Source organism: Novosphingobium sp. AAP83 (assembly GCF_001295795.1).
GTDB lineage: Bacteria > Pseudomonadota > Alphaproteobacteria > Sphingomonadales > Sphingomonadaceae > Novosphingobium.
Map to the genome: position 1 here is coordinate 1 of NZ_LJHY01000021.1, position 23,402 is coordinate 23,402.

Here is a 23,402-nt window from a genome sequence, read left to right on the forward strand (position 1 = left end):
GGGGGGGGGGGGGGGGGGGGGGGGGGGGCTCGCATGGCTGATCTGGACGCAATCCGCCGGGATAACCCACTGCCCGAAGTGGCGGGCAACATCATCGCGCTTAAACCAGCCGGACCGGAATGGATGGCGTGCTGCCCGTTCCATGCCGACCGGTCGCCAAGCTTCACCATCTTGGACAGTGGACACAGGTTCCATTGTTTCGGGTGCGGGGCATCGGGTGACGCGCTGGACTTTGTGCAGCGCGCCTATGGTGTGACGTTGCCCGAGGCGGCGCGAATGCTTGGCGCAGGTGACGTGCCCAAGCTGGAAATTTCAAGACACTGGCAAATTCCCGACACGTCAAAACGGCAAGATTACGGCAAGGCGGCGCTTGCGATCTGGCAACGTGCGCAACCGGCGGTTGGGACGCTTGCAGAGGCTTATCTGCGCTTTAGGGGCATCCTTCCCACCTATCCGCCCGATGTGCGATTCCTGGCCCTTCCCTGCGACGATTTCGGACCAATGCCCTGCCTTGTGCTGGCAGTGCGCAATGTGGGCGCGGAGGTTACGGGTATTCAGCGCATTTGGCTGGCCAGCGATGGCATGGGCAAGGCCGATGTGCCCAAACCCAAACGCTCGCTTGGCCATGTGAAGGGCGGGGCAATCCGTCTTGGCGATCTGGGCACGTCTAAAACGTTAACGGTGTGCGAAGGCCCCGAGGACGGGCTTTCGCTTATGGCGCTATTTGGCAGACCGGTTTGGGCATCGGGCGGCACGTCGTTTCTGCCCGCAATGCAGTTCCCGCCGAACGTGCAAAGCGTGGTTATTGGCGCAGATAATGACCCCGCAGGACGTGATGCGGCGCAACGTGCGGCGCATGCCTTTGCACAACGCGGGCTTACCGTTCGCATCATCCGGCCAATTGAACCGTTCAAAGACTTCAATGACGAATTGCGGGGGGGGCAGCCATGAACGCGCCTGCGAATATCAAAGACCGGCTGGAACAGGCCGAAACGATAACACCGGACCAGCCGCAACCGCTGTTGCGGGAATTGCCGGACGGGCTGCCCTACCCTGTGGACGCGCTCGGGCCGCTGCAAGGCGCGGTGGAAGCGGTGCAGCACATGACCCAAGCCCCGGTTGCGATACCTGCGCAATCGGCGCTGTCTATCGCTGCTCTGGCAGTTCAGGGCTTTGCCAACGTGGAAAACCGGTTCCGATCTGCCAAACAAACGCTAACACCGATTTTTTGCGCATTACGCGTGCGCGCGCGATGCTACGGGAATGGAACCTGTGGAGCGCACCGGCCTTAGCCTTTCCGAATCGTTCCCTTTCCGTTCACAAGGGCAGCATGGGAAGCAAACGGCTAGACGACATTGCAGCTTACCGGCGGCACGGTTACCGCTTGCAGGTTCAATGTGCAAATTGCGGGCATTCTACCATCCATGATCCTGAGACGCTGATAACACTCTGCCATCGGCGCGGCTGGTCGCGTTCAATACCGCAAATCGAACAACGCTTTCGCTGCAAGGAATGTGGAAACCGGAATGTGCGATGTGGCCCGGTTTCGGGATTAGGTGACCGCTAGCGTTCAGGGCCAGCCGCCCTAAGCCGCGACCTCTTTAAGGGTATTTTTAGGGGTATTTCCCAAACCCCTTAAATTTTCCAATGAAATCAAGGGGAACATGGCGGAGACGGAGGGATTCGAACCCTCGGTACCGGATTTACCAGTACGACGGTTTAGCAAACCGTTGGTTTCAGCCACTCACCCACGTCTCCGGATTGCAGTAGCGAGCGCGGCCTATAGCGGGGGTTGTGGGGGGCGGCAAGGGGGTCTTGGGGAATTTTGCGTGTAGGCCGTTTATCTTTTCAGAAGTAGCCTGTTCGTACCGTTTGACCGTGTTTTTGATTCGGCTCATCGCCGGTTCATTGTACAGACAGCACCCTTCGATTCAGGTGGGATCGGCGGCTCTGCGCCTTTGCCGCCGATCGGGACGGGGTTGATGGAAATGAGCACGATTCGAAACGGGATCAAGGTAATGGCCGCAGCAATGGCCTGCGCTTTAGCGTTGAGTGCGGTACCTGCATCTTCGCAAGTGCAGTCCATCGACCCTGATACGGCCATCGACAGTGATCTGGTGCCTTTGGCCAAGCCATCGTTCAGCGAAGTGGGGACGACCCCCGCCCTTCCGGCCGAGCCTCTGCCAACAACGCTCGAATCCGCACCAACCTCGCCAGCGGGCGAACTCCCGGCGGCTTCCGCGCCGACGCCAGTTACTCCGGCGGCGCCTTCTTCTGCGGCAGCAGGGCCAGCGGGCTCTGCCCAGCCCGCTACCGCCAGCTACCGCGAGGATGATCTGATCGGCGCTGCCGAGGGTGTTTTCGGCAAAGGTGCGTCGGGCCTCGCCGATCTGATCAAGGATTTGCTGAAGAAGCAGGGTGAGCCCAATGCCTACATTGTCGGACGCGAGGTGAGCGCCGCGCTTGTGGTGGGCTTGCGCTATGGATCGGGCACGTTGCGCCACAAGATCGAAGGTGACCGCCCCGTTTACTGGACCGGGCCATCGATCGGCTTCGATGCCGGTGCCAATGCGGCCAGCACGTTCGTGCTCGTCTATAATCTTTATGACAGCGAAGAACTTTACGCGCGTTTCCCGGCGGGGGAAGGGCAGGCTTATCTGGTCGGCGGTTTCCACGTCAGCTATTTGCGCAAGGGCGATAAGGTGCTGATTCCGGTGCGTTCGGGTGCGGGCCTGCGGCTTGGCATCAACGGCGGTTACATGAAGTTCTCGCGCAAGCAGCGCTGGCTGCCGTTCTGAAAAAAAGCACGGATAGACTCACCTTTAATTGCATTGCAGGGGTTGCCCATCGGGCGTTCCGGTTGCATGGAGCCGCCGCGTTTGAAGCCTCTTCCGCAAAGGATAGCCGGACCATGCTCGAAAACCTTGCCCCTCAGCCCGCCGATGCGCTGTTGGCGCTGATCAAGCTCCACAACGCCGATCCGCGTGAGACCAAGATTGACCTCGGCGTGGGCGTCTATCGCACGTCCGATGGTGCAACACCGGTGTTCAAGGCGATCAAGGCCGCAGAAGCCCGCCTCCTCGAAACGCAAAGCTCGAAGGCCTATCTCGGTCCTGAAGGCGATATGGGCTTTGTCCACGCGCTGATCCCTTATGTGTTCGGCAAGGACTTTGACCGGTCGAAGGTGGAAGGCATGCAGGCCCCCGGCGGCACCGGCGCGGTGCGGCTGGCGGTTGAAGTGGCCAAGCGTTCGGGTGTGAAGCGCGTGTGGATGGGCACGCCTTCGTGGCCCAACCATGCGCAGATCATCGCCGCTGTAGGGGTTGAGCTAAAGACCTTTGGCCACATGACCGCCGATGGCTTTGCCGATCTTGATGCGCTCAAGGCCGCGCTGGCCAGTGCAGAGCCGGGCGATGCGGTGCTGCTGCACGGCTGCTGCCATAACCCGACCGGCGTTGATTATACCGAAGCGCAGTGGGACGAGATCGCCGCGCTGGTGGTGGAACGCAATGTCCTGCCGATCCTCGACCTTGCCTATCAAGGCCTTGGCGCTGGCATGGAAGACGATGCCTATGGCTTGCGCAAAGTGCTGTCGGTCGTGCCCGAAGCGCTGGTGGCCTATTCGTGCGACAAGAACTTCGGCCTCTATCGTGACCGTGTTGGCGCGTTCTATGCCGTCACCGCTGATGCTACCGCGCTTGCCAATGCAATGGCCAATGGCGCCACGATTGCGCGCGCTTCGTGGTCGATGCCGCCAGATCATGGCGCGGCCGCGGTGCGTCTGATCCTTGAGGATGCAGAGCTGACCGCGATGTGGCTGGCCGAGCTTGACGATATGCGTGATCGCATGCGCTGGGTGCGTGATCGTCTGGCTGCGGCGCAACAGGTCGGCGCGGTTAACATGGCTCCGCTGGGCATTCAGAACGGCCTGTTCTCGATGCTGCCGCTAAACGGCGAACAGATCCTCGCGATTCGTGAAAAGCACGGCGTTTACATGGCCGGATCGGGCCGCATCAACATCGCCGGCCTGACCGATGGCAACATCGACCAGTTCATCGCCGCGCTGGGCGATGTGGCTGGCTAAGTAAAAGCGCTTCCCCCCTCCCGCGTGCGGGAGGGGGCGGGTTTTCCGTAAACCTCAAAAATCCGCAGCGCGTGATTTTGCACGGGCTCCGGCAAAGGCATCGTAGCGGAATTTCTCGAACGCCACACGCTGATCAAAGCCGGGGTCTTTGGGGTAGTCCTGATATTCGGCGATAATCTCGTCAAAGATCTCGCGCATTTCCTGCTTATGGTCGGGGTGCGAGAAGATGTGCAGGCGGTTCGCCCTCATCGCTTCGATCACCCGCGCGCCGATAACGTCAGGCTCCATGCCGAATTCGTGCACGCCCGCCAGCCGCTCGACAGCAGCGCTATCTACCGGCTTCATCGCGCCTTTCAGGGCATCGGGACGGATATCGTCGCTGGCATAGATATAGCTTTTGACAAGGCCGGGGCAGAGCACCGAAACGCCGATCTCGTATTGCAGCAGCGAGTAGTGCAGCGATTCCGAAAGGCCTCGGACGGCAAACTTGGTGGTGTTGTAAATTCCCGGCGTACCTGCGGCGAGGAATGCGGCCATTGAGGCGGTGTTGACGACGTGTCCGCCTTTTTGTTCACCGGCCTTCACGCGAGCGACCATACGCGGCACGAACGTCATCACGCCGTTGATTACGCCGTGCAGGTTTACGCCCATCAGCCAGTCCCAATCGTCGAACGAGCTTTCCTCGATCGGCTGGAACAAGTTGACCCCAGCATTGTTGCACAGGATCGAAACCGGGCCGAGTTTGGCCTCGACCTCGTCCGCCGCAGCCTTGAAACCGTCGCGGCTGGCGACGTCAAGCTGCACGCCCATCACTTCGCGATTGTCCAATGCGGCCAATGCCTTGTCGATGGAATCCTGCCGGATATCGGCAATGGCAACCTTGCACCCTTCGTTGAGCAACTGGCGGACAAGACCTATGCCGACGCCATTGGCTCCGCCGGTTACAAATGCGGTGCGTCCTGCAAAATCCTTCATGCGGCGTCTCCTGCGGTGCGGGCGGCTTGCAGTTTTTCCTGCCGCGCAATTTCCTGCGTGATGGCAGGGTTGCGGAACAGCATCGCGAAAGTTTCCTTGTATTCAGGGTTTTCGGGCAGATGCGTTTGCACCGCTGCGGTGGTGGCCTCGCCGCGTTCCTTCACCCCGGTCAGAAATTCCGAATGGGTCAGGATATAGAGTTCGTCGTTGAGGATACCTTCCAGCACGCGCTCCCCGACTTGTTCCTTGGTCTGGTACAAGTGCATGAAGTTGCCGCCTGCGGCGCGGCGCTTGTCAGCCTCTGCATATCCGGTCTCGGCCAGATCGGCGGGGCGCGTCTGGGCGGCATCGGCGATATTAGATTGCACCGCGCCGGGGCAGAACGCGGAACAAATCACGCCGCGCGCTTCGAATTCTGGGCGCATGCATTCCATCATCGATGTGACGGCGGCCTTGCCTGATGAATAGATCGTTGTTCCGCCCACCGGCACCAATGCCGACATCGATGCAGTACACACGATATGCCCGCCTTCGCCATGGGCGAGGATGCGTGGTAACATGGTGACGATGCCATTGATCGAGCCACCCAGATTGACGCCCATCACCCAGTCCCAATCCGCGAAAGTCGCCAGCTCGGTTGGGCCGACAACCGCGACGCCTGCGTTGTTCACAAGGATATGGATCTTGCCGAACTTGGCCTCTGTGGCATCGGCAGCTTCTGCAAATTGGGCGCGGTTCGTAACGTCAAGCTGCACCGCCAGCACGCGGTCACCGCCGTCCAGTTCGGCCACAGCGGAATCGAGGTGATCCTGCCGGATGTCGGCGATGGTCACGTTCATGCCCGCGCCCAGCAAGGCCTTGGCAATGCCAAGGCCGATGCCGCTGGCACCGCCGGTCACGAACGCCGTCTTTTCGGCCAAGTTCTGCATCAATCCTCTCCTCTGTCGGGTGCCCGTCAGCCACTTTTGCGGCTTCGAGAATCATTTTTCGCCTTTTCTATTCACCAGTCGGGAATTGTATGCAAGACTAACAATATCAGCACTGCAACAAGGCCACCTAAAAAGGGGCCGGAGCGGGACAAGAGGAGAGGGTATGGCAGGTGTCGTCATTGCGCCAGAGGTTCAGGCTGCGGCGAAAGCTGGGGCTGAGGCTGAGGCTGATGGACCCGGACAAGCAAATACCACAGCTGCCGAGCGGCAATGGCCGTCCACCGGCGCTGCTTATTGGGCGCTGTTCGTCATTATTCTGGCAACGTTCCTCAACTTCTTCGATGCCACAGTGTTCGGCATGTTGGCCCAGCGCATCAAGGTTGATTTCGGACTGTCCGATGAGCAACTCGGCTTTCTGGGCGGTCCGGCCACGGTCATCTTCTTCGTGTTCGCGGGTATCCCATTGGCACGATTGGCCGATATCTATCCGCGCAAGTTCGTGCTGTCGGGTGGCATGGCGGCTACCGGGCTGGTCATGGCTTTTGGCGGCATGGCGCAAGGCTTTGCCCAATTCGTCGGCAGCCGGATGTTTCTGGGCGCAGGCGGTTCTGCCCATGCGCCTGCGGCCTATTCGATGATCGCCGATTACTTTCCGCCCAAGAAGATCACGCGCGCATTTTCGCTGTTGCAACTGGGATTTATCGGCGGGACAACCGTTGGCGTTCTGGCGGGCGGTAAGCTGATCGTCGCGCTGGCTGGCTGGCCTGATCAGACGGTATTGGGATTTCGCCTGTTCAACTGGCAATTGATCCTGTTGGGGCAGGCGGCGCTCGGCCTGATGGCAGCGGCGCTCTTGCTGACAGTGAAAGAGCCGCCGCGCCTGCTTCCCCCGGCCCAAACGGTGGCTGCAAATCCTGTGCGCTTAAGCCTTGCTCAGCGCATTCTGGCCTTCACCGGTCTTAACGCGGCAAAGGCGATCCACGCGCGCGGGCGGGTCTACTATCCGCTGTTCATCGGCCTTGCCTTGTCCGCGATTGAGACGTTCGGCCTCGCCTTCTGGCGGGTGCCGTTCATGATCCGCACTTATGGCTGGGACGAGGCGCAGATCGGCATGGTCATGGCGCCGATGCTGCTGGTCTCGCAATTGGCAGGCGTGTTTTTCGGCGGGTTCTTCGTGGAATGGCTGGCCAAGCGCTATGCCGATGCGAACGTGCGCGCCGCCACGATCCTGTTCGCGCTGGTCACCGTATGCGCCATCACCGCACCGATGATGCCAACCGGAGAAGCCAGCCTTGCAGTGATGGCGCTTGGCGGGATGTTCGGGCTTGCCGGAGCCGTGCCGCAGAACGCCGCCGTGCAGCGCATCGCACCCAATGAAATGCGCGGGCAGGTGACGGCGATCTACTTGTTCATGTTCACCTTCTTTGGCGCGATGGGAAGCTTTGTCGTCGGCTCGGTGGCCCAGCGCGTAGTCGGGGTGGAGGCGGACTTGTGGAAAGCGCTCGTCATCACTGCCAGCGTGCTTTTGCCGATTGCCACTTTGGCGATGTTCCTCGGCATGCGCCCCTATCGCGAAGAAGTGGCGCGGCTTGAGGCTGAGGGGCGGTAATTTTCAAAGCCCGTTGACAGGCACGCCGCTGTCGCGCAATTTGTTAGTAAGACAAACTAAAATGAATGGGAGCAGGACATGTCCGATACCAACCAGATTGTCGCGCTGGAAAGCCGCCTTGCCGATCTCGAAAAGCGCCTGACCGTACGCGAGGATGAACTCGACATCCGCAAGTTGCAGCACCTCTACGGCTACCTTATCGACAAGTGCATGTATAACGAGACGGTCGATCTATGGACCGATGATGGCGAAGTGCGGTTCTTTGGTGGCGTCTGGAAGGGTAAAGAGGGCGTGCGCCGCCTCTATGTCGAACGCTTCCAGTCACGCTTCACGTATGGCAACAATGGCCCGATCGATGGCTTCCTGCTCGATCATCCGCAGATGCAGGATATCATCAATATCCAGCCTGATGGCGTCACCGCCTTTGGTCGTGCGCGCTCTATGATGCAGGCGGGGCGGCACAAGGATTACGAAGGCGATGCACCGCACCTGAAAGCCCGCCAGTGGTGGGAAGGCGGCATTTACGAAAACACCTACAAGAAGGTGAACGGCGTCTGGCGCATGCACATCCTCAACTATATGCCCATCTGGCACGCCGACTTTGAGGGCGGTTGGGCCAATACGCCGCAGGAATATGTGCCATTCCCCAAGGTAACGTACCCCACCGATCCCACCGGCCCTGACGAACTGCTCGAAGGTCACTGGCTGTGGCCGATGCACAAGGTCAACGCATTCCACATGAAGCATCCTGTTACGGGTGAAGAAATGATTCCACAGCGCTGGCAGGGCGATATCGACCGCGAGAACGCTCGACGCTAAACAGGCACGCGCTAAACAGTTGCGAGCGGGGGCGTGTTTTCTCCCCGCTCCCGCTCGCAAACCTGATGGGAAAACGATGACTGCTTATCCTTCGCTGCACATGATTATCGATGGCCAACCTGTCGCAGGCGGCGGTCGTCGCACGCACGCGGTGGTAAACCCCGCAACGGGCGAGACGATTGGCGAATTGCCGCTGGCCGATGCCGCCGATCTGGAGCGTGCGCTGGAAGTGGCTGCGCAGGGCTTTCGCATCTGGCGCGATTCCACGCCGCAGCAACGCGCCGCCGTGCTGCAAGGTGCGGCGCGTCTGATGCTGGAACGTCAGGAAGACCTTGCCCGTATCGCCACGATGGAGGAGGGCAAGACGCTTCCTGAAGCGCGCATTGAAGTGCTGATGAATGTTGGCCTGTTCAATTTCTATGCCGGCGAAGTGTTCCGCAATTATGGCCGCACGCTGGTACGTCCGGCAGGGCAGCGCAGTACCGTGACACATGAGCCGGTCGGCCCGGTAGCGGCCTTCGCACCTTGGAATTTCCCGCTCGGCAATCCCGGGCGCAAGCTGGGTGCGCCGATTGCGGCGGGGTGTTCGGTCATCCTGAAGGCGGCTGAGGAAACGCCTGCATCGGCCTTGGGCGTGTTGCAGTGTCTGCTCGATGCTGGCCTGCCCAAACAAGTGGCGCAGGCGGTGTTTGGCGTGCCCGATGAAGTCAGCCGCCACCTGCTCGGCTCGCCTATAATCCGCAAGTTGTCGTTCACAGGTTCAACCGTGGTGGGCAAGCATCTGGTGAAGCTGGCGGCCGACAATATGCTGCGCACCACGATGGAATTGGGCGGACACGGTCCGGTACTGGTGTTCGCCGATGCCGATGTGGATGCCGCGCTCGATATGATGGCGGCGTCCAAGTATCGCAATGCAGGCCAGGTTTGCGTCAGCCCTACGCGCTTCATCGTTGAAGAAAGCGTATTTGACCGCTTCCGCGATGGCTTTGTGGAACGCGTGGGCCGGATCAAGGTGGGCAATGGCCTTGAAGATGGCGTGGTGATGGGGCCAATGGCCAATCCCCGCCGCCCCGAAGCGATGGACCGTCTGATTGGCGAGGCCAAGGCGCGTGGAGCAAAGCTGCACACCGGCGGACAGCGCATCGGCAATGCCGGGTATTTCTATGCGCCCACGGTGCTGTCTGAAATTCCGCTCGACGCTGCGATCATGAACGAAGAACCGTTCGGCCCGGTTGCGCTGATCAATCCGTTCAGCGGCGAAGAGGCGATGATCGCCGAGGCCAATCGCCTGCCCTATGGCCTTGCCGCTTATGCCTGGACGCAAGACGCCAAGCGCCAGAAGCGCCTCTCGCGCGAGATCGAGACGGGGATGATGGGTATGAACACCACCATGATCGGCGGCGCGGACTCGCCGTTTGGCGGGGTCAAATGGTCGGGGCATGGGGCAGAGGACGGGCCGGAAGGGATTATGGCCTGCATGGTCACCAAAGCCGTGCACGAAGGATAGTGCTTTTGTTGCAAGGGCGCATGGTGAAAGGCGAAGGCAATAGCTATGGCGCATGCGGCTTTCAGGCCAATTGCGCCAACCGATTCGGCGCGATCGGAGTTTTGCATGTTCCTATCGTCGTCTGTTTCGCGCACGCTGGCCAAAGGCCTTGGCACGGCTGCGCTGCTGGTTCTGGTATCGCAGACCCCTGCACAGGCAACCGAAACGGACGAGCAGATCTGGCTTGCGCAGTTCTCCACCTTCGCGGTCGGCAACAACTGGCTGGTTTTCACCGAAGCGCAAGCCCGCCAAACCGATGGGGTGAAACGGTTGAGCCAGATCATTTTGCGTCCGGCGGTAGGCTATCAGGTGAACGACACGGTGAGCGTTTACGCAGGCTATGCTTGGGTGCGCACAGAACCCAAAGGCCGCGCAGCCAATACCGAACACCGTGCTTATCAGCAACTCTCGTTGCGGTTGACCGGCAGCCCCGGCAAGGTGACAGTCGCCAGCCGCACGCGGCTGGAGCAGCGCTTTATCGTGGGCCGGTCCGATATGGGCTGGCGCATGCGCAATCTGGTGCGGCTCGATGTGCCGCTGGGCAAGGGCTACAGCGCGATTGTATCGGGCGAGCCCTTCGTCAATCTCGATACGACAACGTGGGGCCAGCGCGCCGGTTTCGACCAGATGCGCGGCTTTGCGGGCGTCGGCATTCCGGTGGCGCGCGGGGTTGCGTTGGAGGTTGGCTATGCCGGCCAATACGTCAACCGCTTTGGCGTGCCCGATCGCATGAATCACATTGGCAGCCTGTCGTTCAACATCCGGCGATAGTCCGGGGCAGGCTGCTCTTCCCGGGAAGGAAGCCTGCATGAACCAAGACCTCAAGACCGGTGGCGCGCACGGATACTTGCGCATCGCAACCGAAGAAGCTTTTGCCACGCGTGAATTGATCGACGCTTATCTGCGCATGATCCGCGATGGATCGGCAGACAAGGGCATGGTCTCGCTGTGGGGCTTCTATGCGCAATCGCCGTCCGAACGCGCGACGCTGATCATGGATCGTCTGCTCGATCTTGGTGATCGCCGCATTGCCGATATGGACGCCACCGGCATCGACAAGGCGATCCTTGCGCTCACATCCCCGGGCGTGCAGCCGCTGCTCGATACCGAGGAAGCCAAAGGCATCGCCACCCGCGCCAACGATTATCTCGCGCAGGCCTGCGAAAAGCATCCTGACCGCTTCATCGGCATGGGCGCGGTCGCGCCGCAAGATCCGGAATGGTCGGCACGCGAAATCCATCGCGGGGCCAAGGAACTGGGCTTCAAAGGCATCCAGATCAACAGCCATACGCAGGGCCGCTATCTCGATGAAGAGTTCTTTGATCCGATCTTTCGCGCCTTGGTTGAGGTCGATCAGCCGCTCTACATCCATCCCGCCACATCGCCGGATTCGATGATCGGGCCGATGCTCGATTCAGGGCTGGACGGCGCGATCTTCGGCTTTGGTGTGGAAACTGGCATGCATTTGCTGCGCCTGATCACCATCGGCATCTTCGATAAATATCCCACCCTGCAAATCATGGTCGGCCACATGGGCGAGGCTTTGCCATACTGGCTCTACCGGCTTGATTACATGCACCAGGCCGGCGTCCGCTCGCAGCGCTATGAACGGATGAAACCACTGAAAAAGACGATTGCGCAATATCTTAAGTCAAACGTGCTGGTCACCAATTCGGGTGTGGCGTGGGAGCCTGCGATCAAGTTCTGCCAGCAGGTCATGGGCGAAGACCGCGTGATGTACGCGATGGATTACCCCTATCAATATGTGCCGCAAGAGGTGCATGATATGGATGCGATGGACATGAGCGCGGAAACAAAGAAGAAGTTCTTCCAGACAAATGCCGAGCGCTGGTTCAAGCTTTGATCCGCGCCCGGAGGGAGAGCCAATGACCACCGAACCGCGCCGTAGTCTCGCCCCCGGAGCATGGTACGCGCTTGTTCTCGTGGCGCTGACCAATGCGATGAGCCTGCTCGACCGGCAGATTCTCGCCATTCTTGCGCCAGCGATCAAGGCGGACCTCAAGATTGGCGATGCCGAGATGGGGCTGCTCTATGGCACGGTGTTCGCGCTGTTCTATGCGCTGTTCTCGCTGCCGGTGGGGCGTTTGGCCGATGGCTGGGTGCGCACGCGACTGCTGGCGATCAGCCTGCTGTTCTGGTCTGCTGCCACGGGCCTTGCCGGACTTGCCAGCAGCTTTTCGATGCTGGCCCTCTCGCGCCTTGGCGTTGGTATTGGCGAGGCGGCGACGCAGCCTGCGGGCACATCGCTGATTTTCGATTTTTGGCCAAAGCACCGGCGCGGCTTTGTCATGTCGGTCACGGCATCTGCCATCGCGGTGGGGCTTGGCGGTTCGTTGGTTCTGGGCGGGGTCGCGGCGCATTGGTGGGATGCACACCACGCGGCAGGCGGTCTCAAAGGCTGGCAGTTCGCGTTTCTCGTTGCAGCGGCCCCCGGCTTCATTCTCGCCGCATTTCTGTGGAATCTGGCCGAACCTGAACGCGGGCAGATGGATGGCATCGCCACCGCGCCCGATCTGCATCCCTTCCGTGCGGCTTTCGCCTTGCTCGGCTCGGTCACCCCCGGCTTCCACTGGCTGGGCATGAAGGCCAGGGGCGCGAGTGCTGCGATGGTGCGTGGCAATCTGGCGGCGCTGGCCTTGATCACTGGCGCGGCGGCCTTCCTCACGGTCATCAGCAGCGTGATCAGCCCCAAGCCGGAGATGATGCTGGGCGGCGTTTCGCTCAATCCCCACGCGCTTCAATGGACCGTGATCGGCTTTGGTGCGTTCGTGATCATCAACCTGATGCAGGGGATGAAGCTGGGCGATGCGCAGGCGTTCCGTGTGATTACGCGCTCCCCCACACTGATGATGTGCATCGCGGTGGGCACGCTGCAATCGACGCTCAACTACGGGATGATGGCGTTCAACCCCAGCTTTCTGATCCGTACCTATGGCCTGAGCATGCAGGAAACCGCGCTGCAATTCGGGCTGCTCTCTGCCGCGATGGGCATAATCGGCCCGCTGGTGTGGGGGCCATTGTCCGACTGGCTGAACCAGCGCTTTCCCGGCGGTGGCCGCGCATGGGTGGCACTGTTTGCGATGGGCCTATCCCCCATCCTGTCGTTCTGGGTTTACTATGCGGGCGATCCGGGCAGCTTTTACACCCGCTTCCTGCTCTACAGCTTCATCCTGACCGGCTGGCTGCCGCCACTCTACGCGATCTTGTATGATCAAGTCTTGCCCCGGATGCGGGGGCTAACCGCCAGCCTCTACCTGCTGGTGATGACCATCCTCGGAATGGGCATCGGCCCTTATGTGGTAGGCCTGTTATCCGATGCAACAGGCAGTCTGCGCACCGCCATGCTCTCGATCAATGCCGTGGCGATCCCGATTGTTGTGCTGATGGTGCTGATCGCAAGGCGGGCAGAGCGCGATGAGGCGGCCCTGCTGGAGCGGGCGGGTTAGGCCCCTAAGTCACCCGCCAAACCCACAGTTTGATCCCCAGCGGATAGCGCGCGCCCGAACACACGAAGATTGACCGGTTCATCCAGTCATACTTGCCGACAGGCGCAATAAACTCTGGCACGGTCCGGAAGTAATACTCCGCCGGATCAACCTCCTGCCCCTTCGCAAGCCGCTGCATCACCTCGGGCGGGCCGTGGCGCAGCCCGCGATTGCGGATCTGGATCACCACACCATCATCGGTTTCCAGCGCATAGATTGCATCGGCCACCGTTACCCCATCGGGCCGCGTCAATTGCCAGTCCGCAGCGTTGCCGATCAGCTTGCCCTTGATCAGGGGCCCTTCCACGCGCCCGCCGCCGACGATCGGGATGATACGCCGTGTGCCATCGTATGTCTCGCCAATCGGCATCGGCGGCTCAAGCTCGCCAAGGGCTTCGTAAACGAATTCGAGGCCGGGTTGGATCATGCGGCAAGGTCCGCTTGGGCCAACCCGATCTGATCAGCATTCGCCCAATTGCCGTGCAGGCCAAAGCGCAGGCGGATCGGGATGTTCACCGTCGCCACCGGTCCCTTTTCGATATCCAGCGCATCGAAGATCAACAGATCGCTGCGCTGCTCTTCCAGCCGGTTGCACACTTGCACGATCCAACCATCTCCCTCGGGGGCATCGGCCGAGCGCGGCACAAAGCATGGCTCTTGCAGCGAAGACACCGGCCCGCACCACCAGTGCTGTTCGCGGCCGCTCTCGAAGTCTTTGAGGAAGAGGCAGTTCATCAACAACCCGCCCGCACTGCCGCCGCGCAATTCCACGGGGCGCTTCATGTCCATTTCAAGGAACCAGCCATAGCGGTTCTTCTGTCCGGCAAAGCGGTCATCGATGCGCGGGAATTCCGCTGCCGTGTCCGATAGCTTGACGATCTCGGCAAAGTCATCGCCATTGCTGGCCATGTCCACCACCCAATCGGTGGGATAGCTCATCGCCTCGCGCCCGTTGAACGGTGCGCCATGCACGTCTGGGAAGAACGGGAACATGTTGTTCTTGGCCTCGCAGGTCACGAAATGGACTTTTGTGCCTTCCTGCCATGCGTTGAGAACATGGGAGGCGAAGCAATTGTCCCGCGTGAACCAGCGGATATCGGCATCAGTAACGCCGTCGCGGCGCGGAATAATGCCCAGATGCACCGGCATCGTCGTATCAAAGCCGAAGTGGGGCATGCCCTTTTCCAGCCGTTCCCAACTGCCGATCGAAGGCACAATGTGGAGCACGAGGTAATCCTCGGTCATGCCGAAATCGTGCATCATGCAATAGTAGGGTGCCTTGAACCACACTTCGCGGATCAGCTCGCCGTCGGGGCCGATTTCCATATAGGTCACATCATCAGTGCACAGCCCGCTGGCGGCATAACCGATGGCGACCATGTTGCCGGTCCTGGGATCGATCTTGGGGTGCGCGGTAAAGGTCTGGCCGGTCATCTTGCCGCCGAACTTTTCAAAGCCGAACGTCTCCATCGTCGCCGGGTCCATGGTCAGTGCGGGGCCGTCTTCCTTCATCGCCCATAGCTTGCCGGCAAAGATGAAAGCGTTGGTATTGGCGGTTGATCGTACCTCGCCCTTCACGCTGTCATCGTCGGTCAAGGGGTTGCGATAATTGCCGAACAGGGCCTTTCCGGCCTCGTTTTCCAGCTTCCATTTGTCGGTCTTGGCCCAGCGCTGGCGGAAATCCACCTGGCCATCGTGGATGTGAAAACGGGTGATCATGCCATCGCCGTTGAAGGCGATATCGTCACCCATTCGGGGAGGAAACTGCGGGTCGGGCTGGACGCGATAGAAAGCGCCGTTTAACCCTTGGGGAATCGTGCCTTCGTGGGCCAGATCGGCGATGTCCGCCTCGATCCGCGAGGGCGTGTTGAAACCCGTGAAGCTTGGGGTGTCTGGAAATTGGGCCATGTCATCCTCCTTGCGATATTGTATGTATTGCTAACAATTACACAAGCCTATTCAGGGACAGGTCATTGATCAGAGACAAATTCACCGACGCGATCGCGCCGCTCGGTCATACTGATGTAGAGGCCATCGGTGCGATCAACGAGATTCTGGGCTTCCACATCCGTCTGGCGCACGGCGCATGCTTGCGTCATTTCACCGAAACCTTCACCGATCTTGATCTGACGCAGAAGCAGGTATCGGTATTGTGGCTGGTCGATGATCATCCTGGCATCGCGCAAACCGATCTGGCGCAGCGCCTGCGGATGGACCGTGCCACCACGATGGCGATCATTAATCGCTTGCAAGCCAAAGACTTCTTGCGGCGGGATCGTTCGGATAAGGACGGGCGCAAACAAGCGTTGCACCTCCAGCCAGAAGGCATCGAAATGCTCGCCAAAGCCAAACGCGCGATTGGCGAGCATGAGGCATGGGTCAAAAGCCGCTTCTCGGATAAGGAAGTGCGGCAATTGATCGAACTGCTTTCCAGAATCCATGAATAAGTTATAAGTCATAGCAATAAGCTTTCGGATGAGGATAAAGATCGCATGTCACAAACCCCGCGCGAGGTGATCGAGCAGACGCCGATGGGTGCTCACCAATGGATCGTGGTGGTCCTGATGGTGCTGTTGAACGCGCTTGATGGGTTTGACGTGCTGTCGAGCGCCTTTGCCGCGCCGGGGATCACCGCCGATTGGGGCATTGCCCGCCCGGCGCTGGGCGTGGTGCTTTCGGCCGAACTGCTCGGCATGGGCTTCGGTTCCGTGCTGCTGGGCGGGGCGGCAGACCGCTATGGCCGCAAATTCACGATGATTGCCTGCCTCGTCCTGATGGCGATTGGCATGTATCTGGCAAGCATTGCGGCGTCGGTTCAGCCGATGGTTGCCTACCGGTTCCTCACCGGCATCGGCATCGGCGGGATGCTCACTACGACGAACGCGGTGGTCGCCGAAAGCACCAACAGCCGTTGGCGCTCTGTCGCCATCGCTGTTTATGTGGCGGGCTATCCGCTGGGCGCGATTGTCGGCGGAATTGCGGCATCGGAATGGCTGCTACCTACCTATAGCTGGCACGCGGTGTTTCTGTTCGGCGCGGTGGTGACCGCAGTGTTGGTCCCGGTCATTCTGGTGCTGGTGCCCGAAACAGCGGCCTATCTGGCGACGAAGCGCGATCTGGCGGGCGTGAACCGCACGCTCGCCGCTTTCGGCAAGCCTGCCATCAGCGATCTGCCGGTGATCGTGGCGGGCACCGCCAAGCCGCGCGTGACCGATATCCTGTCCAACCCCAAACTGCGCCCGGTCACCCTGTTGTTATCGTTCGGCTACACATTCCACTGCATCACTTTCTATTATATCCTGAAGTTCGGTGTGCAGATCGTGTCCGATTATCCGCCGGGCTATCCTCCATCGCAGGCGGCCACGGTGCTGACCTATGCCAACGTCGGCGGGTTCATGGGCAGCGCGCTTTTCGGCTTTGTGATGGCGCGGCTGGGGGTCAGGTGGCCGACCGCGCTGATGTTGCTGATCGGCGCAATGATGGTGGCCTATTTCGGCACCGGGCGTGATACGCTGAAGGCGTGGCAAATGGCGACGATGATCGCCGGTTTCTTCACCAATGCGGCGATCAGCGGCTATTATGCGGCCTTTGCGCGTGGCTTCCCGGCTTATGCGCGGGCCACCGGCACAGGTTTCGCGCTGGGCGTTGGGCGGCTGGGCGCTGCGGGCAGTCCGTTGCTGGCGGGCACCCTGTTTGGCTGGTTGGGAGACGACCAACTGTTGACGGTGTCCATCATCATGGCGATGGGCTCGGTTGTCAGCCTCGCGCTGTTTCTGATGCTGCCCGAGCGCGATGGCGACGACGTGATGTCGGAAAAGCTTGCCGAGTAAGATCACTTCATCAACTAGCCGTTGCACCATTCGAAATCATGGCATGGGCTCGCTCGTCGCGGCGCTCTTGCTGCTGATGCTGCGCAAGGAACTCTAACGACACCTTTGTTGGTTCAGCAGTTGAGTGCAGAGCAATTTCATCCGAAGGTATCCCGGACATGATCCGGGGACCTTCGATGACCAAGCCGTTCGCTCTTCTCGCTTGTGCTGCTTTGCTTGTGGCTGCCGCGCCGCCCCGCAGTCCCGAGGCCATTGCTGATGCTGCATTGAAAGCCGCGCCGGTGTTCGATGGGCACAACGATGTGCCCGAACAATTGCGCGAACGCCGCAAGAACATCCTCGAAGGTTTCGACTTTCGCGACACGCGCAATACCGCCGATGCCAAAACCGGCCAAGCGGCGATGATGACAGACCTTTCCCGCATGAAAACGGGCAAAGTCGGTGCGCAATTCTGGTCGGTCTATGTCTCGGCGAACCTGCCCGAACCGCAGGCGGTGCAGGCCACGCTTGAGCAGATCGACGTCACGCGCCGCCTGATCGCGGCCTATCCCCAAGACCTGCAACTTTGCGTTGACAGTGCCTGCGTGATCGCCGCGCAAAAGGCGGGGCGTGTTGCATCACTGATCGGGATGGAAGGCGGGCACTCGATCGGCGGTTCGCTCGCCGTGCTGCGCCAGATGCATGCGCTGGGCGCTCGCTACATGACGCTCACCCACTTCAAGAACACAGCTTGGGCCGATAGCGGCACCGATGCGCCTGTCCATGACGGCCTGACCCCGTTCGGCGTCAAAGTGGTGCGCGAAATGCAGCGGCTGGGCGTGCTGGTTGATCTTGCGCACGTGAGCGAGGCGACAATGGCCGATGCTCTGGCGACCAACGGCCCGCCAGTGATCGTCAGCCATTCCAACGCCCGCGCGATCAATGGCCACGCGCGCAACATCTCCGATGCCACGCTCAGGCTGATCGGCGCGAACGGCGGGGTCGTGATGGTCAACTTCTATCCGGTCTATGTGGTGGAAGCAGCACGTGTCTGGGCGGCATCGCGCGATGCGGAACAGGCGCGGTTCAAGGCGCTCCATCGCGGTGATCCTGCCACAACCGATGCCGCGCTGGCCGCATGGGACAAGGCCAATCCGATGCCGCGCGGCAGTGTCAAGGACGTGGCCGATCATCTCGATCACATCGCAAAGCTGATCGGCGTAGATCACGTGGGCCTTGGCGGTGATCTCGACGGGGTTGAGGCAACGGTCGTCGGGCTGGAAGATGTATCGACATACCCCGCCCTGTTCGTCGAACTGGCGCGGCGCGGGTGGCCCCAAGCCGATCTGGAAAAGCTTTCCAGCCGCAACATCCTGCGCGTGATGAAGGCCGCCGAGGCTTATGCTACGGCGCACAAGGATGATCCGGCGCTCGAAAATGAAACATCGTTTTGACAAGTCAGGACAGGACTTGAGCGCGTCGCAATGCTGGGGCATCAGGTGGCAGTTGGCCGAAACCGGCCCGGACGGAGAGTATAGATGTTCACCCACACATTTCTTGGCACCAATAACGTCGATCAATCGCGCAGCTTCTATACCGCCGTGATGGCAGCACTTGGCCATACCACTGCAATTCCCTTGCCCAACGGCACCGCTTTTCCTTCGGCAGCCGGAACGCTGATTGTCGGCATCCCTGCCAACGGTGAACCGCACACGGTTTCCAACGGTTACACGCTGGGCTTCAAGTCAGACGATTCGTCGGTTGTTGATGCCTGGCACGCGGCTGGCGTGGCCAATGGCGGCACATGCGAAGGCGCACCGGGCGTCCGTTTGAATTCTCCCGGTCATCAATACGGGGCCTATCTGCGCGATCCCGATGGCAACAAGATCTGCGCTTTCGCCCCTAACCCCGGCGCCTGATTCCTGGCTTGTACGGCAATGGCGGGGGCATGACTTGCGCCCCGCCTGCGTCCTCCCCATATCCTAACCGATGGGGGCATCTGACAGCATCATATCGGGCACGATACCGCCGGGCGGTTTGCGGCTGGACAAGGCGCTTGCCGAAGCCAGCGGCCTTTCGCGCGAACGGGTGAAGGCGCTGCTGGGCGAAGGGCGCATTGCCATTGGCGGCGTGCGCGCGGCCAATGCCTCGGCCAAACCGCCCGAAGGCGTGGCCTTTACGATCACCATTCCCGAAGCAACGCCTGCCCATGCCGTGGCGCAGGACATCCCGCTGTCGGTGATTTACGAAGACGATGCGCTGATCGTGATCGATAAACCTGCTGGGCTGGTGGTCCATCCGGCGGCGGGCAATCTTGATGGCACGCTGGTCAACGCGCTGCTGCATCACTGCCGGGGCCAGCTTTCGGGCATTGGCGGGGTTGCCCGTCCCGGCATCGTCCACCGGATCGACAAGGACACCTCGGGCTTGCTCGTCGTCGCCAAAACCGACGTGGCGCATGAAGGGCTCGCCAAACAGTTTGCGGATCACTCCATCCTGCGCGCCTACAAGTGCCTCACCGCCGGTGCGCCGATGCCGCCTGCGGGCACGGTGCGCGGCGCGATTGGGCGTTCAACCCATGATCGCAAGAAAATGGCGCTGGTCGAGGAAGGACGGGGCAAGCACGCCGTCACACATTACAAGACGCTCGCGGCGCTGGATCATGCCGCGCTGGTCGAATGCCGGCTCGAAACCGGTAGGACGCATCAGGTCCGCGTTCATCTTGCGTCAATAGGTCATTCCTTATTGGGCGATCCTGTCTATGGACGCGCACCACCACGGCTTAGGCCGATCCTTTCGAGGCTCAACTTTCACCGCCAGGCGCTTCACGCCGCGGAATTGGGCTTCGTGCACCCTGTCAGTGGCGAAAACTTGCACTTCACCAGCACGACGCCCGTCGATATACGGGAACTTATCGTCGAACTCTGCGCTGAAGGGCAGGATACAAGAGTACTGGCGATGGTGTAAGAGCAATAGAGTGAACATCTGTTTTGGAGTCGTTTTCAAGAACACTCCACAATGTGTGGTCCCGCCGCCGGTCGCCCATCAGGGGGCCAGCTTTTGGGAACCGACGCGAAGAAAGGAAACGATCACGTGAGCAAGGAAAGAAACGCGCTGACCGTCCCTTCATTGGGCGGCGAAGCCAGCCTCAACCGCTACCTTTCGGAAATCCGGAAGTTCCCCGTGTTGAAGCCCGAGCAGGAATACATGCTCGCCAAGCGCTTTCAGGAACATGGCGATTCCGAAGCCGCAGCCCAATTGGTCACCAGCCATCTGCGGCTCGTGGCGAAAATCGCGATGGGCTATCGCGGCTATGGCTTGCCGGTCAGCGAACTGATTTCGGAAGGCAACATCGGCCTGATGCAGGGCGTCAAGAAGTTTGAGCCCGATCGCGGGTTCCGCTTGGCGACATATGCGATGTGGTGGATCAAGGCCTCGATGCAGGAGTTTATCCTGCGCAGTTGGAGCCTTGTGAAAATGGGCACCACGGCGGCCCAGAAAAAGCTGTTCTTCAACTTGCGCCGCATGAAGAAAAATCTTGAGGCTTTTGAAGACACCGATCTTCATCCTGACGATGTTCGCAAGATCGCAACCGATTTGGGCGTGCCCGAACAGGAAGTGATCAACATGAACCGCCGGATGATGATGGGCGGCGATGCCTCGCTCAATGTCTCGATGCGCGAAGATGGCGAAGGTAGCTGGCAGGACTGGCTGACCGATGACCGTCCGCTTCAGGACGAGACGGTCGCCGAAGCCGAAGAGGCCCATTACCGGCACGAAATGCTGGTCGAGGCGATGGACAGCCTTAACGAGCGCGAACGTCATATCCTGACTGACCGCCGTCTGGTGGACGAGCCCAAGACGCTGGAAGAGCTTTCACAGGTCTATAACGTCAGCCGCGAACGTGTCCGCCAGATCGAAGTACGCGCGTTTGAAAAATTACAAAAAGCGATCCAACGGATTGCCACGGAAAAGCATCTTCTTCCGGCGTGACTATCGGTACTTAAGTATCCGAATTGGATCAAAATAAACGGCCCGGCGCAAGTCGGGCCGTTTTGCGTTAACCACCCTTTGCTAACGAAGTGTTGCCGCATCTTGGTGTTTTGCATCACATTCTTCAGTAATTCCGGATGTTAAGGGGCGTGCCTAAGAGCGTTGGCTTGGCCAAACTCTTGCTGCCTTGTCTGAAATAGTTAACGGATGTTGACTCCGTTTCGGATGTAAGTCAGATTTCGAGCTGAAGACGAAATTGAATCCCGTTGCATCGGCGGGTTTCAAGGGGAAGGCGGTTGTCTGCTTTCCCGGGGATGTATTCCAGGGGGCACGGAATTGAAAAAGCCATTTTTTGCGACTCTTGTCGGCGTCGCCGCAATGGGTGTCTCTACTGCGTCAGCACAGGATGTTGGGGCACCTCTTTCTGCCTCTGTGCAGACCAGAGGCCAGTTGGAAACGCCTGTTGCCAGCCCGAAAGCGGCTGAAGCCACGGCGCGTGTCAGCTCCAGCGGTGTCGAGGCCGGTCCTTGCCCACTGGCCTCCAGCGATATCAGTGTCGCGATCACATCGGTTGAAATCACCGCGCCGGGCGGCGTGGCATTGCCCGGTGAAATTCTGCAATTGCTGGGCGGGATCACGCCTGCTGCGGGCAGCCAGCCGATTCGCCAAGTCTGCGGTATCCGTGACGAAGTTCAGTCCCGTTTGCGCATGTCGCGCTATGTCGCCAGCGTCCAGGTGCCTCAGCAACGAATCGATTCGGGCGTGCTGAAGCTCGAAGTGGTTTCCGGGCGAATTGTCGAAATGCGCGTGCGCGGCGATGTCGGCCCTTACGAAGAATTGCTGCAAAGCCGCATCGAAAAGCTTAAAGCGCTCGATCCCCTGAACGAGGCCGAGGCTGAGCGGATCTTGCTGCTCGCCAACGATATTCCCGGCCTCTCGGTCGAACTGGCGCTCAGCCCAGCCAGTGGCCGCCCCGGCGATCTGATCGGTGAACTTTCGGTCTCGGCCCGCCGGTTCTCGCTGCTGGCAAACGTCCAGAATTACAACGCGACATTTCTTGGCCGCGAAACCGGCCTGCTTCATGCCGAATTCTATGGCTTGCTGGGCGCAGGCGATGTCACCAGCCTGACCGGGCAAAGCACGTTTGATTTCAAGGAACAGCGCATCGCATCGCTGCGCCACGCGATGACGCTGAACAGCCAGGGTACCACCGTTGAACTGCGCGGCACATGGGCCGAAGCTCGTCCGGATATTCTGCGGCTCGATCAGCGGACTGTCTCGATTGTCGCAGGCCTTGGCATCTCGCATCCGCTGGTCCGCACGGTGACTGACCGTTTGAAGATCAGCGGCGGGTTTGAATATTCGCAGCAAACCGCAAGGGTCTTCCAGGTTTCGGGTGAATCCAGGCCGCTTTCGCGTGACCGTATCTCCACATTGTACATGCGCCTTGATGGTTCAACGGCCATGCTTGATGCCGCAGGCGAGCAAATTGCCGGTCTTACCGGCTCTTTGGAAGTGCGTCGCGGGATAGATGTTTTCAATGCCTCAAGGGCGAACGATATTGTGCCGGTGCGCGTGGGCGTTCCGCGCCTTGGTTCATTTTCCACATCGCGTTCGGATGGCACCTCGCTGGCCACGGTCGTGCGCGGTTCGGTCGAAGGTTTTACCAAGATCGGCCCTGTTTTCGAACTTTCGGGCAAGTTGAATGCGCAATGGGCCAATACTGCCCTGCTCAATTTCGATACTTATGCAATTGGTAACTTTACCATTGGCAGAGGGTATGATCCGGGCGCGAATACAGGCGACCGGGCAATCGGCTTCGTGTTCGAGCCACGCGCCAATTTCAAGATTGATGAAAAATTCAAAGGTCAGCTCTTTGCTTTCTACGAAGGCGTGAATCTCATGAACATCGGTCCGAACGCGGCCGAGCGTAACCGCTACATCGCTTCGCTGGGTGGTGGAACACGGCTGACCCTGTCGCAGGCCGTTCGACTCGACCTGACATATACCCACGCGCTTGACCGTCCCCTGCTTTCAGGCGGCGCGCTCTCAAGGCGGCCCAAAGACCGTTTGCTTGCGTCGTTGACCATCCAGTTTGTGCCGTTCGGCCTTTGAAATTAGCGGGAGACACT

Annotated in this window: 21 protein-coding genes and 1 tRNA gene; 17 read left to right on the plus strand and 5 right to left on the minus strand. The window is 60.1% G+C overall.

What is annotated here, in order from left to right:
- The first annotated feature begins 33 nt into the window (after positions 1-33).
- Entirely contained in the window at positions 34-951 is a 918-nt protein-coding gene (locus IP81_RS11415) for a CHC2 zinc finger domain-containing protein (RefSeq protein ID WP_054108135.1), read from the plus strand.
- Positions 948-1,292, plus strand: a complete 345-nt coding sequence (locus IP81_RS11420) for a hypothetical protein (protein WP_054108136.1) — start codon at positions 948-950, stop codon at positions 1,290-1,292. Before IP81_RS11415 ends, IP81_RS11420 begins: the two co-directional genes overlap by 4 nt.
- Before the next feature lie 373 nt (positions 1,293-1,665).
- Here IP81_RS11420 and IP81_RS11425 read toward each other — a convergent pair.
- Positions 1,666-1,758: transfer RNA gene (locus tag IP81_RS11425), tRNA-Ser, on the minus strand.
- A 230-nt stretch (positions 1,759-1,988) separates the two neighbouring features.
- Here IP81_RS11425 and IP81_RS11430 point away from each other — a divergent pair.
- Complete coding sequence (locus IP81_RS11430) at positions 1,989-2,798, plus strand: DUF1134 domain-containing protein (RefSeq protein ID WP_054108175.1); 810 nt, start codon at positions 1,989-1,991, stop codon at positions 2,796-2,798.
- 113 nt (positions 2,799-2,911) lie between these two features.
- Entirely contained in the window at positions 2,912-4,084 is a 1,173-nt protein-coding gene (locus IP81_RS11435) for an amino acid aminotransferase (RefSeq protein ID WP_054108176.1), read from the plus strand.
- Positions 4,085-4,138: 54 nt separating this feature from the next.
- On the opposite strand, the gene IP81_RS11440 is transcribed toward IP81_RS11435, so the two are convergent.
- Both IP81_RS11440 and IP81_RS11445 read right to left on the minus strand, forming a co-directional pair.
- Positions 4,139-5,059 (minus strand): SDR family NAD(P)-dependent oxidoreductase, encoded by a 921-nt coding sequence (locus IP81_RS11440; protein ID WP_054108137.1) that lies wholly within the window; start codon positions 5,057-5,059, stop codon positions 4,139-4,141.
- Positions 5,056-5,988, minus strand: coding sequence for an SDR family NAD(P)-dependent oxidoreductase (locus tag IP81_RS11445; protein ID WP_054108138.1), 933 nt, complete (start codon positions 5,986-5,988; stop codon positions 5,056-5,058). Before IP81_RS11445 ends, IP81_RS11440 begins: the two co-directional genes overlap by 4 nt.
- A gap of 163 nt (positions 5,989-6,151) precedes the next feature.
- Here IP81_RS11445 and IP81_RS11450 point away from each other — a divergent pair, with 163 nt between their 5' ends.
- The 6 genes from IP81_RS11450 to IP81_RS11475 all read left to right on the plus strand — a co-directional run bounded on the left by IP81_RS11450 (position 6,152) and on the right by IP81_RS11475 (position 13,429).
- Positions 6,152-7,597, plus strand: coding sequence for an MFS transporter (locus tag IP81_RS11450; RefSeq protein ID WP_054108139.1), 1,446 nt, complete (start codon positions 6,152-6,154; stop codon positions 7,595-7,597).
- A gap of 78 nt (positions 7,598-7,675) precedes the next feature.
- Positions 7,676-8,416, plus strand: a complete 741-nt coding sequence (locus IP81_RS11455) for a nuclear transport factor 2 family protein (protein WP_054108140.1) — start codon at positions 7,676-7,678, stop codon at positions 8,414-8,416.
- 76 nt (positions 8,417-8,492) lie between these two features.
- On the plus strand, positions 8,493-9,923 hold the full coding sequence (locus tag IP81_RS11460; RefSeq protein WP_054108141.1) for an NAD-dependent succinate-semialdehyde dehydrogenase: 1,431 nt from the start codon (positions 8,493-8,495) through the stop codon (positions 9,921-9,923).
- 105 nt (positions 9,924-10,028) lie between these two features.
- Positions 10,029-10,733: a DUF2490 domain-containing protein gene (locus IP81_RS11465; RefSeq protein ID WP_197274604.1), complete on the plus strand. Its 705-nt coding sequence runs from the start codon at positions 10,029-10,031 to the stop codon at positions 10,731-10,733.
- A 37-nt stretch (positions 10,734-10,770) separates the two neighbouring features.
- Positions 10,771-11,826, plus strand: coding sequence for an amidohydrolase family protein (locus IP81_RS11470; RefSeq protein ID WP_054108143.1), 1,056 nt, complete (start codon positions 10,771-10,773; stop codon positions 11,824-11,826).
- 22 nt (positions 11,827-11,848) lie between these two features.
- The gene (locus tag IP81_RS11475) at positions 11,849-13,429 is read left to right on the plus strand and encodes an MFS transporter (RefSeq protein WP_054108144.1); all 1,581 of its coding nucleotides are present in this window, start codon (positions 11,849-11,851) and stop codon (positions 13,427-13,429) included.
- 4 nt (positions 13,430-13,433) lie between these two features.
- Here the strand turns inward: IP81_RS11475 and IP81_RS11480 are convergent, their stop codons facing one another.
- Entirely contained in the window at positions 13,434-13,895 is a 462-nt protein-coding gene (locus tag IP81_RS11480; protein ID WP_054108145.1) for a DUF3237 domain-containing protein, read from the minus strand.
- Positions 13,892-15,376, minus strand: a complete 1,485-nt coding sequence (locus IP81_RS11485; RefSeq protein ID WP_054108146.1) for a carotenoid oxygenase family protein — start codon at positions 15,374-15,376, stop codon at positions 13,892-13,894. The genes IP81_RS11480 and IP81_RS11485 overlap by 4 nt, the downstream gene beginning before the upstream one ends.
- 65 nt (positions 15,377-15,441) lie before the next feature.
- Here IP81_RS11485 and IP81_RS11490 point away from each other — a divergent pair, with 65 nt between their 5' ends.
- The 7 genes from IP81_RS11490 to IP81_RS11520 all read left to right on the plus strand — a co-directional run bounded on the left by IP81_RS11490 (position 15,442) and on the right by IP81_RS11520 (position 23,385).
- The gene (locus IP81_RS11490; protein ID WP_054108147.1) at positions 15,442-15,915 is read left to right on the plus strand and encodes a MarR family winged helix-turn-helix transcriptional regulator; all 474 of its coding nucleotides are present in this window, start codon (positions 15,442-15,444) and stop codon (positions 15,913-15,915) included.
- 45 nt (positions 15,916-15,960) lie between these two features.
- Positions 15,961-17,298 (plus strand): MFS transporter, encoded by a 1,338-nt coding sequence (locus tag IP81_RS11495; protein WP_197274605.1) that lies wholly within the window; start codon positions 15,961-15,963, stop codon positions 17,296-17,298.
- A gap of 176 nt (positions 17,299-17,474) precedes the next feature.
- Positions 17,475-18,731 carry a dipeptidase gene (locus IP81_RS11500; protein WP_054108178.1) on the plus strand — a complete coding sequence of 419 codons (1,257 nt, stop codon included), beginning with the start codon at positions 17,475-17,477 and terminating at the stop codon, positions 18,729-18,731.
- Between the two features lie 84 nt (positions 18,732-18,815).
- Positions 18,816-19,196, plus strand: coding sequence for a VOC family protein (locus IP81_RS11505; RefSeq protein ID WP_054108148.1), 381 nt, complete (start codon positions 18,816-18,818; stop codon positions 19,194-19,196).
- Between the two features lie 70 nt (positions 19,197-19,266).
- Positions 19,267-20,244, plus strand: a complete 978-nt coding sequence (locus tag IP81_RS11510) for an RluA family pseudouridine synthase (RefSeq protein WP_054108149.1) — start codon at positions 19,267-19,269, stop codon at positions 20,242-20,244.
- 126 nt (positions 20,245-20,370) lie between these two features.
- Positions 20,371-21,270: an RNA polymerase sigma factor RpoH gene (gene rpoH / locus IP81_RS11515; RefSeq protein WP_054108179.1), complete on the plus strand. Its 900-nt coding sequence runs from the start codon at positions 20,371-20,373 to the stop codon at positions 21,268-21,270.
- A gap of 336 nt (positions 21,271-21,606) precedes the next feature.
- Positions 21,607-23,385, plus strand: a complete 1,779-nt coding sequence (locus IP81_RS11520) for a ShlB/FhaC/HecB family hemolysin secretion/activation protein (RefSeq protein ID WP_197274606.1) — start codon at positions 21,607-21,609, stop codon at positions 23,383-23,385.
- The last annotated feature ends 17 nt before the right edge of the window (positions 23,386-23,402 follow it).